General features: G+C 72.1%; 14 protein-coding genes. 10 read left to right on the top strand and 4 right to left on the bottom strand.

Annotated features, from left to right (window positions below; translation table 11 throughout):
• Positions 1 to 118 precede the first annotated feature (118 nt).
• From ACWGIF_RS18865 to ACWGIF_RS18855, 3 genes are read left to right on the top strand one after another with little or no spacing between them, the layout of a single operon-like run.
• The gene (locus ACWGIF_RS18865; RefSeq protein ID WP_453498615.1) at positions 119 to 964 is read left to right on the top strand and encodes a GNAT family N-acetyltransferase; all 846 of its coding nucleotides are present in this window, start codon (positions 119 to 121) and stop codon (positions 962 to 964) included.
• A 59-nt stretch (positions 965 to 1,023) separates the two neighbouring features.
• Entirely contained in the window at positions 1,024 to 1,569 is a 546-nt protein-coding gene (locus tag ACWGIF_RS18860) for a GNAT family N-acetyltransferase (protein ID WP_453498612.1), read from the top strand.
• 37 nt (positions 1,570 to 1,606) lie between these two features.
• Entirely contained in the window at positions 1,607 to 3,301 is a 1,695-nt protein-coding gene (locus ACWGIF_RS18855) for a proline--tRNA ligase (protein ID WP_453498609.1), read from the top strand.
• Between the two features lie 128 nt (positions 3,302 to 3,429).
• On the opposite strand, the gene ACWGIF_RS18850 is transcribed toward ACWGIF_RS18855, so the two are convergent.
• Genes ACWGIF_RS18850 through ACWGIF_RS18835 form a run of 4 tightly spaced genes read right to left on the bottom strand, consistent with a single transcriptional unit; the run spans position 3,430 to position 6,462 of the window.
• Positions 3,430 to 4,485, bottom strand: a complete 1,056-nt coding sequence (locus tag ACWGIF_RS18850; RefSeq protein WP_453498607.1) for an SPFH domain-containing protein — start codon at positions 4,483 to 4,485, stop codon at positions 3,430 to 3,432.
• A 42-nt stretch (positions 4,486 to 4,527) separates the two neighbouring features.
• Positions 4,528 to 5,430 (bottom strand): aminoglycoside phosphotransferase family protein, encoded by a 903-nt coding sequence (locus ACWGIF_RS18845; protein WP_453498604.1) that lies wholly within the window; start codon positions 5,428 to 5,430, stop codon positions 4,528 to 4,530.
• Between the two features lie 16 nt (positions 5,431 to 5,446).
• Positions 5,447 to 5,914: a ferritin-like domain-containing protein gene (locus ACWGIF_RS18840; RefSeq protein WP_453498601.1), complete on the bottom strand. Its 468-nt coding sequence runs from the start codon at positions 5,912 to 5,914 to the stop codon at positions 5,447 to 5,449.
• A complete protein-coding gene (locus ACWGIF_RS18835; RefSeq protein WP_453498598.1) occupies positions 5,911 to 6,462 on the bottom strand; it encodes a hypothetical protein in 552 nt (183 codons plus the stop codon). Before ACWGIF_RS18835 ends, ACWGIF_RS18840 begins: the two co-directional genes overlap by 4 nt.
• 155 nt (positions 6,463 to 6,617) lie before the next feature.
• On the opposite strand from ACWGIF_RS18835, the gene rimP reads away from it, so the two are divergent.
• The 7 genes from rimP to truB all read left to right on the top strand — a co-directional run bounded on the left by rimP (position 6,618) and on the right by truB (position 13,712).
• Positions 6,618 to 7,115 (top strand): ribosome maturation factor RimP, encoded by a 498-nt coding sequence (gene rimP / locus ACWGIF_RS18830; protein WP_453498595.1) that lies wholly within the window; start codon positions 6,618 to 6,620, stop codon positions 7,113 to 7,115.
• Between the two features lie 2 nt (positions 7,116 to 7,117).
• Positions 7,118 to 8,134, top strand: a complete 1,017-nt coding sequence (nusA, locus tag ACWGIF_RS18825) for a transcription termination factor NusA (RefSeq protein ID WP_453498592.1) — start codon at positions 7,118 to 7,120, stop codon at positions 8,132 to 8,134.
• 145 nt (positions 8,135 to 8,279) lie between these two features.
• The gene (locus ACWGIF_RS18820; RefSeq protein ID WP_453498589.1) at positions 8,280 to 8,567 is read left to right on the top strand and encodes a YlxR family protein; all 288 of its coding nucleotides are present in this window, start codon (positions 8,280 to 8,282) and stop codon (positions 8,565 to 8,567) included.
• 148 nt (positions 8,568 to 8,715) lie between these two features.
• A complete protein-coding gene (gene infB / locus ACWGIF_RS18815) occupies positions 8,716 to 11,847 on the top strand; it encodes a translation initiation factor IF-2 (RefSeq protein ID WP_453498586.1) in 3,132 nt (1,043 codons plus the stop codon).
• A 185-nt stretch (positions 11,848 to 12,032) separates the two neighbouring features.
• Positions 12,033 to 12,326, top strand: coding sequence for a DUF503 domain-containing protein (locus ACWGIF_RS18810; protein WP_030651158.1), 294 nt, complete (start codon positions 12,033 to 12,035; stop codon positions 12,324 to 12,326).
• Positions 12,327 to 12,354: 28 nt separating this feature from the next.
• Positions 12,355 to 12,807: a 30S ribosome-binding factor RbfA gene (gene rbfA, locus ACWGIF_RS18805; protein WP_243630608.1), complete on the top strand. Its 453-nt coding sequence runs from the start codon at positions 12,355 to 12,357 to the stop codon at positions 12,805 to 12,807.
• A complete protein-coding gene (truB, locus tag ACWGIF_RS18800; RefSeq protein ID WP_453498581.1) occupies positions 12,804 to 13,712 on the top strand; it encodes a tRNA pseudouridine(55) synthase TruB in 909 nt (302 codons plus the stop codon). The genes rbfA and truB overlap by 4 nt, the downstream gene beginning before the upstream one ends.
• Positions 13,713 to 13,862: the final 150 nt, after the last annotated feature.

Below are 13,862 nucleotides of genomic sequence, written 5' to 3'. Positions count from 1 at the left end.
GCCCCGTTCCCGCAGCTCGCGGGCGGGGCCGGGGCTTTTTCACGACCTGCTGACGCGGCATCGCACGGCGCCGCCGGGTACAGTGCGGAGATCAGCAGACTTGCATGGTGAGGCCCCAGTGTTGACGCAGACCACCACCCGGGTCCTTGAGCCCAGTGATCTCGACGCCGCGCTCGACATCCTCGGACGCGAGCCGGTCGAGAACGCCTTCGTCACCTCGCGGGTCCAGGTCGCCGGACTCGACCCGTGGCGCCTGGGCGGCGAGATGTGGGGCTGGTACGCGGACGGCGAGCTGCGTTCGCTCTGCTACGCGGGCGCCAATCTGGTGCCCGTCTGCGCCGAGCCCGACGCGGTACGCGCCTTCGCCGACCGCGCCCGCCGCACCGGCCGCCGCTGCTCCTCCATCGTCGGCCCCGCCGAGGCCACCCGCCTGCTGTGGCGGATCCTGGAGCCCAGCTGGGGACCGGCCCGCGAAGTACGCTCGCACCAGCCGCTCATGGTCATCGAGCGCCCCTCCACCACGGTCGAGGCCGACCCGGGGGTGCGCCGGATCCGCAAGGACGAGATGGACCTGATCATGCCGGCGTGCGTGGCCATGTTCACCGAGGAGGTCGGCATCTCGCCGATGGCCGGCGACGGCGGGCTGCTCTACCAGGCCCGCGTCGCCGAACTCGTCGCCGCCGGCCGCTCCTTCGCCCGCGTCGAGGACGGCAAGATCGTCTTCAAGGCCGAGATCGGCGCCGCCACCGCCCGCGCCTGCCAGATCCAGGGCGTCTGGGTGGATCCCGAGTTCCGGGGCCGCGGGCACTCGGAGACCGGGATGGCCGCCGTCGTCGCCTACGCGCTGCGGGACGTGGCCCCCGTGGTCAGCCTGTACGTGAACGACTACAACACCGCCGCGCGGGCGGCGTACCGGCGCGTCGGCTTCCGCGAGGTCGGCGCGTTCATGAGCGTGCTGTTCTGAACCGGTACGCGACCCCGGCGGCATACCGGTGCGACCGTACCCCGAAGTAAGGTCGCCGCATGCTGCCTTCCGGAGTCCGCATCGGCCCCCTCGACCTCGCCGCCCGCGTGGACGAGGCCCTGCGCGTGCAGGCCGTCGCCTTCGGCCTCAGCGAGGAGGAGGTCGGCATCCGGCGCTACATCGTCCAGCGCCACATGACCTGCCGCGGCGCCCGCGCCCTCGGGGCGTTCGCCGAGGACGGGGCGCTCGCCGGGTTCGTGTACGGGATGCCGAACGACCGGACCCACTGGTGGTCCACGATCGTCGAGCCCTACCTGCGGGCCGGCGGGCACGAGGACTGGCTCGACGGCTCCTTCGTGATCACCGAGCTGCACGTCCACCCCGGCTTCCAGGGCCACGGCGTCGGCCGCGCCCTGATCACCGCCCTCACCGACGACGCCGCCGAACCCCGCTCGATCCTCTCCGCCATCGACACCGAGAGCCCGGCCCGGGGGCTCTACCGGGCCCTCGGCTACACCGACCTCGCCCGCCGGGTGCACTTCCCGAGCGCGAGCCTCCCGTACGCCGTCATGGGCGCCGTACTGCCGCTGAGCAGGCCGAAATAGGTAACGGGGCCCGCGCGGGCCCCGGTAATCTCCCGGCATGTCTACGCAACACGTGCAGCGCATGTCCCGCCTCATGGCCAAGACCCTCCGCGAGGACCCGGCCGACGCCGAAACCCTCAGCCACCGGCTCCTGGTCCGCGCCGGCTACGTCCGACGCAGCTCGGCCGGGGTGTGGACGTGGCTGCCGCTCGGCAAGCGGGTCCTGGACAACGTCTCGCGCATCGTCCGCGAGGAGATGGACGCGATCGGCGCCCAGGAGGTGCTGCTCCCGGCCCTGCTGCCGAAGGAGCCGTACGAGGTCAGCGGGCGCTGGTCGGAGTACGGGGACCTGCTGTTCCGGCTCAAGGACCGCAAGGGCGCGGACTATCTGCTCGGTCCCACGCACGAGGAGATCTTCACTCTGGTGGTGAAGGACCAGTGCACCTCGTACAAGGACCTGCCCGTCATGCTGTACCAGATCCAGACGAAGTACCGCGACGAGGCGCGGCCCCGTTCGGGCGTGCTGCGCGGCCGTGAGTTCCAGATGAAGGACTCCTACTCCTTCGACGTGTCCGACGAGGGCCTGGAGGAGTCGTACCGGCTCCACCGCGAGGCGTACGTCCGCATCTTCGAGCGGCTCGGCCTCGACCACCGGATCGTCTCGGCGGTGTCCGGGGCGATGGGCGGATCGGCGTCGGAGGAGTTCCTGGCCCCGGCCGGGGCGGGCGAGGACACCTTCGTGGACTGCCCGTCCTGCGACTACGCGGCGAACACGGAAGCCGTGACCTTCGCCCTGGCACCGGTGTCCGGGGAGCATCCGGCACTGGAGGAGGTGGACACCCCGGACACCCCCACGATCGAGACCCTGGCGGCGCACCTCGGAGTCCCCGCCTCGGCCACGCTGAAGAACCTGCTCGTCAAGGTGGACGGCGAGATCGTGGCCGTGGGCGTGCCGGGAGACCGGGAGGTGGACCTCGGCAAGCTGGGCGAGCACCTGGCCCCGGCGGTGGTGGAGCTGGTGACCGCCGAGGACTTCGCCGACCGGCCCGACCTCGTACGGGGCTACGTGGGCCCCCAGGGCCTGGAGAAGGTCCGCTACCTGGCCGACCCGCGGGTCGCGCCGGGCACGGCCTGGGTGACGGGCGCGAACAAGGCCGACACCCACGCCCGCAACGTGGTCTGCGGCCGCGACTTCGAGGTGGACCGCTACCTCGACGTGGTGGTCGTGGAGCCGGGCGACCCCTGCCCGTCCTGCGGGGCGGGTCTGCGGCGGGACCGTGCGATCGAGATCGGGCACATCTTCCAGCTGGGCCGCAAGTACGCGGACGCCTTCGGGCTGGACGTGCTGGGCCGCGAGGGCAAGCCGGTGCGGGTCACGATGGGCTCGTACGGCATCGGCGTCTCGCGCGCGGTGGCGGCGCTCGCCGAGCAGACGGCGGACGAGCGCGGGCTGTGCTGGCCGGCGGCGGTGGCCCCGGCCGACGTCCACGTGGTGGCGGCGGGCAAGGCGGTGCCGCTGGCTCTGGCCGAGCAGGCCGCGTCGGCGCTGGCCGGATCCGGCCTGCGGGTCCTGCTGGACGACCGTCCGGGGCTCTCCCCGGGCGTGAAGCTCACCGACGCGGAGCTGATCGGGGTGCCGTGGATTCTGGTGGCGGGCCGCCGGTCCGCGGAGCAGGTGGTCGAACTCCAGAACCGCGCGACGGGCACCCGCGAGGAACTCCCCCTCCCGGAGGCCCTCGCCCGCCTGACCTGACCCCCGCGCCCCGCCCCTCACTCGCCGGCAAGTCTGGTTTTCCAGCCCGTCCGGCGTTTGAGGACCGGGTCCGGGCGGAGCCCGGGGAACGGTGGAAGGGCGGGTAGGGGACGGCTCCACGCAGCGGCCTACCCACGCGGCCCGTCCGGGTCCGACGGCGCGGAACCGGCGGACCGGCCTTCGTCCGGCGGTGGGGTCCCGTCCAGGGTCAGGCCGTCGCCCCGCGGTGGGGACCCGTCCAGCGGTAGGCCCTCGCCCGGCCGGGGCGGCGGCGCCTCCAGGGGCAGGCCCTCCGTCGGTCCGCCGAGCGCGGCCGGCGACGACGCGCCGTCCAGGGACCGCGCGTCGTCGACCTCGACCGGCCCGGGGCCTTCGGAAGCCGGGCCGGCCGGGGCCGGGTTCTCGTGCGGCACCGCCGCAGGCGAAGGCGCCGCACGCTCCAGGAACCGCAGCAGCTCCACCGGGAACGGCAGCACCAGCGTGGAGTTCTTCTCTGCGGCGACCGCCACGACCGTCTGCAGCAGGCGCAGTTGAAGCGCCGCCGGCTGCTCCGACATGACCCCCGCCGCCTCGGCCAGCTTGTGCGAGGCCTGCAGCTCCGCGTCCGCGTTGATCACACGCGCCCGGCGCTCGCGGTCCGCCTCGGCCTGCCGGGCCATCGACCGCTTCATCGTCTCCGGCAGGGACACGTCCTTGATCTCGACGCGGTCGATCTGTACGCCCCAGCCCACCGCCGGGCTGTCGATCATCAGCTCCAGGCCCTGGTTCAGCATCTCCCGGTTGGACAGCAGATCGTCCAGGTCCGACTTTCCGATGATCGACCTGAGTGAGGTCTGCGCCATCTGCGAGACGGCGAAGCGGTAGTCCTCGACCGCCACGATCGCGCTCGCAGGGTCCACCACCTTGAAGTACACGACCGCGTCCACCCGCACCGTGACGTTGTCCCGGGTGATGCCCTCCTGCGCAGGCACCGGCAGCGTCACGATCTGCATGTTGACCTTGTGAAGCCGGTCGATCACCGGAACGATCATCGCGAAGCCGGGCGGCCGGATCTCGTCGCGCAGCCTGCCGAAGCGGAAGACCAGGCCCCGCTCGTACTGCTTCACCACGCGGGCCGCGGCGCCCAGGTAGACCATGGCGCCCACACCCGCGGCGATCGCCGCTGTCAGCAGTTCTTCGACCATGACGGCCCCCTGCCGGACATACCCTCCTCCCTACGGTATGCCCTACAGCCAGGCCGCGAACTCCAGCAGCAGCTCCGCGTCCCGGCGCCGTCCCGCGGCCAGCGCCCGGTTCCCCGACTCCACCGCCCGGAAGAGCGTCCAGCCCCGCAGCCGCTCCCGGTCCACCTCCAGCGCGTCGGCCAGCTTGTTCACCCGGCGCCGGGCGCCCGCCGCCCCGGCCGAGGAGGCGACCTGGTCCTCCAGCCGGTCCCGGACCAGCCGCGCCAGGTCGTACGCCCGCTCACCGACCAGCGGGTCGGGGCCCACCGTCAGCCACGGCGCCCGCTCGCCCGCCAGCACCTTGCCCTGCCGGAAGTTCCCGTGCAGCAGCAGTTCCTCCGGCGGGGCCGCCACCAGCTCCTCGCGCATCGCGAGGGCGCTTTCGGCCAGGGCCCTGGTCTCCGCCGGGGCCGCCCGCAGGGACGCCGCCTGCTGCCCGGTCCGCTCCGCCACCGTCTCCCACGCGTGCACGGCCGGCGGCGCCACCCACAGTCTGCGCAGCGTGCCGCTGGCCTCCAGCAACGCCTTCGCCTCCGGCAGCGACCGCAGCGACACCTCCGGCTGCAGCCGCTCCAGCAGCAGCGCCCCGTCGTCCTCGTGATGCCGCGTGTCGAGGACCCGTACGGCCCCGAAACCGCCCCAATGCGCCAGCGCGGCCAGCTCCCGGTCCGGCCGGGCGTGCGGAGGCGCCAGCTTCAGCGCGGCCGGGGTGCCGTCGGCGTAGGTGACGAGGACGACCATGCTGCTGCGACCCCCAGGGGCCTGCACCCGCACGGCGCGTACCCCTCGCCGGGTCAGCGCGGCCTCGGCGAGTCGGGGCAACCGCCCCAGCCAGTCCGTGTCCTGCGCCGTTCCCGGCATCTCGCCGAGCGCCCGTACAAGCCGCTGCGGCGGTTCGAAAGCCATGCGTGCGTGGTCCCTTTCAGCCGTGCTGGGCCCGTTGCGCTGCGTCCGCGCGTTCCGTGAGCCCAGGGAAGGCTACGCCGACGCCACGCCAGCGTGCCGCGCGCACGGCCGCGGCGCTCAGCGCGTCGGCCGCCTCGCGGCGCAGCGGACCCTCCGCCGCCCGCACCAGATCGGAGTACGCGCCCGCCACCCGGTCCTCGACCACCGCGGCCAGCCGCTCGGCGTCGGCGGGGGTGCGCACCTGGAACGGCAGGGCGTACGCGGCCTCCGAGGGCCGGGGAGCCCCGCCCAGCTCCCGTACGGTCCGGGCGAGCGCGTCACGGCGCGCGAGGTGGGCGCCGTAGGCCTCGCGGGCCTCCGTCGCGCGGGCGCCGGTGGTCCGGGCGCCGATCACCCCGTAGCCGTACGCGGCCGCGTGCTCGGCGGCGAGGGCGGCCTGGGCGGCCTCCAGGGGACGGCCGGCCGGGGAGGGTTCGGGCTTCACGACGCGGCTCCCGGGTTGGAGGTCAGCAGGTGCACGTGGACGGCGCCGCAGGCGGCGACCGAGGCAAGCATCCGGGCCAGCTCCGGCGGGGCCCCGGCGAGGTCGATGGTCCGGGACTCGGACAGGCTGCGCTCGGCGTCCGCGAGCGCGGTCAGGGCGTCGGCGGGCTTCGCCGGCACCGGCTGGGCGCTCGCCGCGGGCCCGGCCGCCCCCGTACCGCCGGACGGGGACGCGGACGCGGACCGGGACGGCGAGCCCGCCGGGTCGGGGGACAGGGCGGCCGCGTGCGCCGCGACCGCGGCGCGCAGCGGAGTGAGCCGCGCGGCCAGGGCCGGATGGGCGGCGGAGGTGGCGTCGTAACGTTCCAGCAGCCGCGCACTGTCACGAACGGCCTTTTCCCGCATCCGCCGTTCGAGTGGAATCGCGGCATCCGCGCCGCCGGTGGCGCCGTCGTCGGAGCACCCGGTCAGCAGCGCGGCACCCGCCGCGCCGGCGGCACCGGCGAGCAGACTCCTGCGCGAGGGTCTCGAGGGCAGTGTCCGGGGCACGGCGACGTCCTAGGGGTGTGGGCGGGGCAGGGTGTGATCACGGTACCCGGGGCCCCGTCCGGAGGGCGGACGGCAACACCCTCCGACACCGGATACCCTTTGACCTGACACACGACGGAAATCACAACAGCACACGCGGCCGAGGAGTCACCCGGATGAGCACCACCCAGAGCGACAGGCTGCGCGTACTGCTGGAGCCGCTCGTCGCCGCCAAGGGCCTGGACCTCGAAGAGATCGAGATGTCCCGGGCGGGCAAGCGCCGGATGCTGCGGATCATCGTGGACTCCGACGAGGGCGTGGAGCTGGACGCGTGTGCGGAGCTGAGTCGCGAGGTCTCCGACAAGCTCGACGAAACCGACGTGATGGGTGAGGACGAGTACGTCCTCGAGGTGAGCTCGCCGGGCGCCGACCGCCCGCTGACCGAGCACCGTCACTACGTACGGGCGACCGGCCGTCTCGTGAAGTTCCAGCTGGCCGAGGGCGGGGAATTGATCGCCCGCATCCTCGATGCCGACGACGAGGGCCTGGACCTCGAAGTACCGGGCGTGAAGGGCCGCAAGGCGACCGCCCGCCGCATCGCATTCACCGACATCGCCAAGGCGCGTGTCGAGATCGAGTTCAACCGCAAGGACAAGAAGGAAGAGGAGGCGTAGCCGTGGACATCGACATGAGTGCCCTGCGGGGTCTGGTCCGGGAGAAGGAGATCTCCTTCGACCTGCTCGTCGAAGCGATCGAGTCGGCCCTCCTCATCGCGTACCACCGGACCGAGGGGAGCTTCCGCCGCGCTCGCGTCGTGCTGGACCGCACCAACGGTCACGTGGTCGTGTGGGCGACGGAAGACCCGAGGGATCTCGAAGAGGGGCAGGAGCCCAAGGAGTTCGACGACACCCCGTCGGACTTCGGCCGGATCGCCGCGACGACCGCCAAGCAGGTGATCCTGCAGCGTCTGCGCGACGCCGAGGACGACCTGACCTTCGGCGAGTTCGCCGGCCGTGAGGGCGACGTCATCACCGGCGTCGTCCAGCAGGGCAAGGACCCGAAGAACGTCCTCGTCGACATCGGCAAGCTGGAGGCCATCCTGCCGGTGCAGGAGCAGGTCCCCGGTGAGGAGTACACGCACGGACTGCGCCTGAAGGCGTACGTCGTGCGGGTGGCGAAGGGTGTCCGCGGTCCGTCCGTGACCCTCTCCCGCACCCACCCCAACCTCGTGAAGAAGCTTTTCTCGCTGGAGGTCCCGGAGATCGCCGACGGCAGCGTCGAGATCTCCGCCATCGCACGTGAGGCCGGTCACCGCACCAAGATCGCGGTGCGGTCCACCCGCTCGGGCCTGAACCCGAAGGGCGCCTGCATCGGCCCGATGGGCAGCCGCGTGCGCAATGTCATGGCCGAACTGCACGGCGAGAAGATCGACATCGTCGACTGGTCGGACGACCCGGCGGAGATGGTCGCCAACGCGCTGTCACCCGCCCGGGTGAGCAAGGTCGAGGTCGTCGACTGGGACTCCCGTTCCGCCCGGGTGACCGTGCCCGACTACCAGCTGTCGCTGGCCATCGGCAAGGAGGGCCAGAACGCCCGCCTCGCCGCGCGGCTCACGGGCTGGCGCATCGACATCCGTCCCGACACGGAGGCGTCCCCGGACGCGGACCGGGACCGGGACCGGGGCGGGGAATAAACCGCTACCGGCCGGGGCTTCCCCGACGGTAGACAGGTGCACGGCCGCTGTTTTCGGGTAGCGGATCAAGACAACACAACAGCCGTTCGATTTTTCGCCCGCCACTTGTCGGGGGAGAGGTCGGTGCGGGGAGGTAGACTTAGGCGTGTCTGGCCGGACGCAAGCCCGCGCATGCCCCGAACGCACCTGTGTGGGGTGTCGGGAGCGAGCGGCCAAGAGCGATCTGCTGCGGATCGTGGCGATCGAGGACGAATGCGTCCCCGATCCTCGCGGTACGCTGCCCGGCCGGGGTGCCTATGTGCATCCTGCCGTGGTCTGCCTCGACCAGGCGGTCCGCCGCCGAGCGTTCCCCCGGGCCCTTCGGTCCGCCGGAGCACTCGACACAGCGGAACTGCGCAAAGCCCTGGCCCCCGAGGCCGGGGCCACACCGTAAGACGTAGAACGGCACGGATACCCCGTGCGGTCAGGTACCTCGCGAGTTGGAAGTAGGTCGAGATTGCGATGAGCACTCGATGAGTACGCGATGAGTACGCCCATGAAGTAGCAACGGTCCGGCGTAACCCGGACCTAAAAGGAGCGAAGTGGCTAAGGTCCGGGTATACGAACTCGCCAAGGAGTTCGGAGTTGAGAGCAAGGTCGTCATGGCCAAGCTCCAGGAACTCGGTGAGTTCGTCCGTTCGGCGTCCTCGACGATCGAGGCGCCGGTTGTACGCAAGTTGACCGACGCACTGCAGGGCCCCGGCGGCAACGCCGGCAAGTCCGCTGCGAAGCCGGGTGCGCCCCGCAAGGCCGCCCCCGCCAAGCCCGGGGCTCCCACCCCGGGTGCCGTTGCACGTCCCGCTGCGCCGAAGCCCGGCGCACCGGCCCCCAAGCCGGTCGTCGCGGAGGCTCCCGCCGCCGCTGCGCCCGCCCCGGTGACTCCGGCCGCCTCCGGCCCGCGTCCCGGCCCGAAGGCTCCGGCCGCCCCGAAGCCCGCTCCGGCGGCGCCCGTGGCGACCGAGTTCTCCGCGCCTCCGGCGGCTCCGGCCGCCCCGGCGCGCACCGAACGTCCCGCCGCCGCGGCTCCGGGCCCCCGTCCGGCGCAGCAGCGTCCGGCGCAGGGTCAGGGTGGCCAGGCCGGCGCCCGTCCCGGCGCCCCGCGCCCGGCCGGCACCGCTCCCGGTGGCCAGGCCCCGCGCCCCCAGGGTGCCGGCGCCCCGCGTCCCCAGGGCGCTCGTCCGGCGGGTCCCCGTCCGGGCAACAACCCCTTCACCTCTGGTGGCTCCACCGGCATGGCGCGCCCGCAGGCGCCCCGTCCGGCCGGCGCGCCCCGTCCCGGTGCCCCCGGCGCCGGCGGCGGCCAGGGTGCTCCCCGCCCGCAGGGCGGTCCCGGCGGCGCTCCGCGTCCGCAGGGCCAGGGCGGCGCTCGTCCGACCCCGGGCGGCATGCCGCGTCCGCAGGGCGGTGCCCCGCGTCCCGGTGGTGCTCCCGGCGGTAACCGTCCTAACCCGGGCATGATGCCGCAGCGTCCCGCTGCCGGTGGTCCCGGTCCGCGTCCCGGTGGCGGCCCTGGTGGCCGTGGTCCCGGTGCGGGTGGCGGCGCAGGTCGTCCCGGTGGCGCCGGTCGTCCCGCGGGCGGCGGCTTCGCCGGTCGTCCGGCCGGTCCGGGCTCGCGTCCCGGCGGCGGTGGCGGCTTCGGCGGCCCGCGTCCCGGTGGCGGCGGCTTCGGCGGCGGTCCGGCCGGTGCCGGTGGCGGCGGTCGTCCCGGCTTCGGTGGACGTCCCGGTGGTCCCGGTGCCCGTGGTGGCACGCAGGGTGCCTTCGGCCGTCCCGGCGGTCCGGCCCGTCGTGGTCGCAAGTCCAAGCGCCAGAGGCGCCAGGAGTACGAGGCCATGCAGGCCCCGTCCGTCGGCGGCGTGATGCTGCCTCGCGGCCAGGGCGAGACCGTTCGCCTGTCGCGCGGTGCCTCCCTCACCGACTTCGCGGAGAAGATCAACGCCAACCCGGCGTCGCTCGTCGCCGTGATGATGAACCTCGGCGAGATGGTCACTGCCACGCAGTCCGTCTCCGACGAGACGCTCGAGATGCTGGCCGGCGAGATGAACTACACGGTTCAGATCGTCAGCCCGGAGGAAGAGGACCGCGAGCTCCTCGAGGGCTTCGACATCGAGTTCGGCGAGGACGAGGGCGGCGAGGAATACCTCATGCCGCGTCCGCCGGTCGTGACCGTCATGGGTCACGTCGACCACGGTAAGACCCGACTGCTCGACGCCATCCGCAAGACGAACGTCGTTGCGGGCGAGGCCGGCGGCATCACGCAGCACATCGGTGCGTACCAGGTCTCCACCGAGGTGAACGACGAAGAGCGTCGCATCACCTTCATCGACACCCCCGGTCACGAGGCGTTCACCGCCATGCGTGCCCGTGGTGCCAAGTCGACCGACATCGCGATCCTCGTGGTCGCGGCCAACGACGGCGTCATGCCGCAGACGATCGAGGCGCTCAACCACGCCAAGGCCGCCGGCGTCCCGATCGTCGTCGCGGTCAACAAGATCGACGTCGAAGGTGCCGACCCGGTCAAGGTGCGCGGTCAGCTCACCGAGTTCGGTCTGGTCGCCGAGGAGTACGGCGGCGACACGATGTTCGTCGACATCTCCGCCAAGCAGGGTCTGCACATCGACTCCCTGCTCGAGGCCGTCGTCCTCACCGCCGACGCCTCGCTCGACCTCCGCGCCAACCCGGAGCAGGACGCTCAGGGTATTGCGATCGAGTCCCACCTCGACCGCGGCCGCGGTGCCGTCGCCACCGTCCTCGTCCAGCGCGGTACCCTCCGCGTCGGCGACACGATGGTCGTGGGCGACGCCTACGGCCGAGTGCGCGCCATGCTCGACGACAAGGGCAACAACGTCGAGGAAGCGGGTCCGTCGACCCCCGTCCTGGTCCTGGGTCTCACCAACGTCCCCGGCGCCGGCGACAACTTCCTCGTCGTCGACGAGGACCGTACGGCCCGTCAGATCGCCGAGAAGCGTGCTGCGCGTGAGCGCAACGCCAACTTCGCCAAGCGCGTCCGTCGTGTGTCCCTCGAGGACCTCGACTCCGTGCTCAAGGCCGGTCTGGTCCAGGAACTCAACCTCATCATCAAGGGCGACGCGTCCGGTGCGGTCGAGGCTCTCGAGTCCTCGCTGCTCCAGCTCGACGTCGGTGAAGAGGTCGACATCCGGGTCCTGCACCGCGGTGTGGGTGCGGTCACCGAGTCCGACATCTCGCTGGCGATGGGCTCCGACGCCATCGTCATCGGTTACAACGTCCGTGCGGCCGGCCGTGCCGCGCAGATGGCGGACCGCGAGGGCGTCGACGTTCGCTACTACTCGGTGATCTACCAGGCCATCGAGGAGATCGAGGCGGCCCTGAAGGGTCTCCTCAAGCCGGAGTACGAAGAGGTCGAGCTCGGTACGGCGGAGGTCCGCGAGATCTTCCGCTCGTCCAAGCTGGGCAACATCGCCGGTGTCCTCATCCGGTCCGGCGAGGTCAAGCGCAACACCAAGGCGCGGCTCCTGCGCGATGGCAAGGTCATCGCCGAGAGCCTCACCATCTCCGGTCTGCGCCGCTTCAAGGACGACGTCACCGAGATCCGCGAAGGCTTCGAGGGCGGTATCAACCTCGGCAGCTTCAACGACATCAAGATCGACGACGTCATCGCGACGTACGAGATGCGCGAGAAGCCCCGCGCGTAAGCGCGAGGCGGTTCGCACCGTGTCGTAACTCGTAACACCGGGGCCGGTCGGCGGAATATCCGTCGATCGGCCCCGGCCGTTGCGTGTACGGTTCTGGTGACCCGGCCGCGCGAGCGCCGGGTGATCCTGCCGGGCGAGGGCCCGGCAGGCCACCGAACCCGCACCGGCGGGATATCCGGAACTGCATGTACGTGGGGACTCTGTCCTTCGACCTGCTCCTCGGCGACGTCCACTCGCTGAAGGAGAAACGCTCCGTCGTCCGGCCCATCGTCGCCGAGCTCCAACGAAAGTTCTCCGTGAGCGCGGCTGAAGTGGGCGACCAGGACCTGCACCGCAGGGCCCGTATAGGGGTCGCTCTGGTGAGTGGGGACGCGGGGTTCCTCTCGGATGTACTGGACCGCTGCGAGCGGCTGGTCGCGGCGCGTCCGGAAGTGGAGCTGCTGTCCGTACGACGGCGCCTCCACGGTGATGAAGACTGATAGCAAGACATAAGAAGGAGACGGACCAGTGGCCGACAATGCGCGGGCGAAGAAGCTGGCGGACCTCATCCGGGAGGTGGTGGCGGAGAAGCTGCAGCGCGGTGTCAAGGACCCCCGCCTCGGTACGCACGTGACCATCACGGACACCCGGGTCACCGGCGACCTGCGGGAGGCCACGGTCTTCTACACGGTCTACGGGGACGACGAGGACCGCGCCAGCGCGGCAGCGGGCCTGGAGAGCGCCAAGGGCGTACTGCGCTCCGCGGTCGGCCGGGCGGCGGGCACCAAGTTCACGCCCACCCTGACCTTCGTCGCGGACGCCCTCCCGGAGAACGCCAAGACCATCGAGGACCTCCTCGACAAGGCGCGCGCCTCCGACGCCCAGGTGCGCGAGGTCTCCTCCGGTGCGAAGTACGCCGGCGACGCCGACCCGTACAAGAAGCCGGGCGAGGACGACGACGAGGACGCAGCCGCGGAATGAGCAGCAACGCAGGGAAGACTCCGGACGGCCTTGTCATCGTCGACAAGCCGTCCGGCTTCACTTCGCACGACGTGGTCGCCAAGATGCGCGGGATCGCCAGGACCCGCCGCGTCGGCCACGCCGGCACGCTCGACCCGATGGCGACGGGCGTGCTGGTCCTGGGCGTGGAGAAGGCCACCAAGCTTCTCGGCCACCTCGCGCTCACGGAGAAGGAGTACCTCGGAACGATCCGGCTGGGCCAGAACACCCTGACGGACGACGCCGAAGGCGAGATCACCTCCTCCACGGACGCCACCGGGGTCACCCGGGACGCCGTGGACGCGGGCGTGGCCAAGCTGTCGGGCGAGATCATGCAGGTCCCGTCCAAGGTCAGCGCAATCAAGATCAAGGGCGTGCGCTCCTACAAGCGCGCCCGGGACGGCGAGGACTTCGAGATCCCGGCCCGGCCGGTGACCGTCTCGTCGTTCCAGGTGTACGACATGCGGGAGGCGGAGGCCGAGGACGGCACCAAGGTCGTCGACCTGGTCGTGTCCGTCGTCTGCTCCAGCGGTACGTACATCCGCGCCCTCGCTCGTGACCTGGGCGCCGACCTCGGCGTCGGCGGTCACCTGACCGCGCTGCGGCGCACGCGGGTGGGGCCGTACAAGATCGACCGGGCGCGGACGCTGGACCAGCTCCAGGAAGAGCTGACCGTCATGCCCATCGGCGAGGCGGCCGCCGCGGCCTTCCCGCGCTGGGACCTCGACGCCCGACGGGCCTCGCTGCTCGGCAACGGCGTGCGGATCGAGATGCCGGAGCAGTACGCGGCCGGCAGCACCGTCGCGGTCTACGGGCCGCAGGGTCAGCTGCTCGGGCTCGTCGAGAGCAAGAACGGGAAGGCGAAGTCCCTCGCGGTCTTCGTCTGATCCGTACCCTCCGCCCGGCTGTCGGCTGTCGGGTGTGGGGTGTTGACGTGGAGCGGTGAGCGCACACGGACTGCTGCTCACCCCACCCCGGCCCCCCACGGGTTGGTGTCAATACAAACCGGACCCCCAAATCACCCCTCCGGGCCGGCG

The organism is Streptomyces sp. NPDC054849 (assembly GCF_053610945.1).
This window is presented reverse-complemented; position numbering and strand designations above follow the sequence as displayed.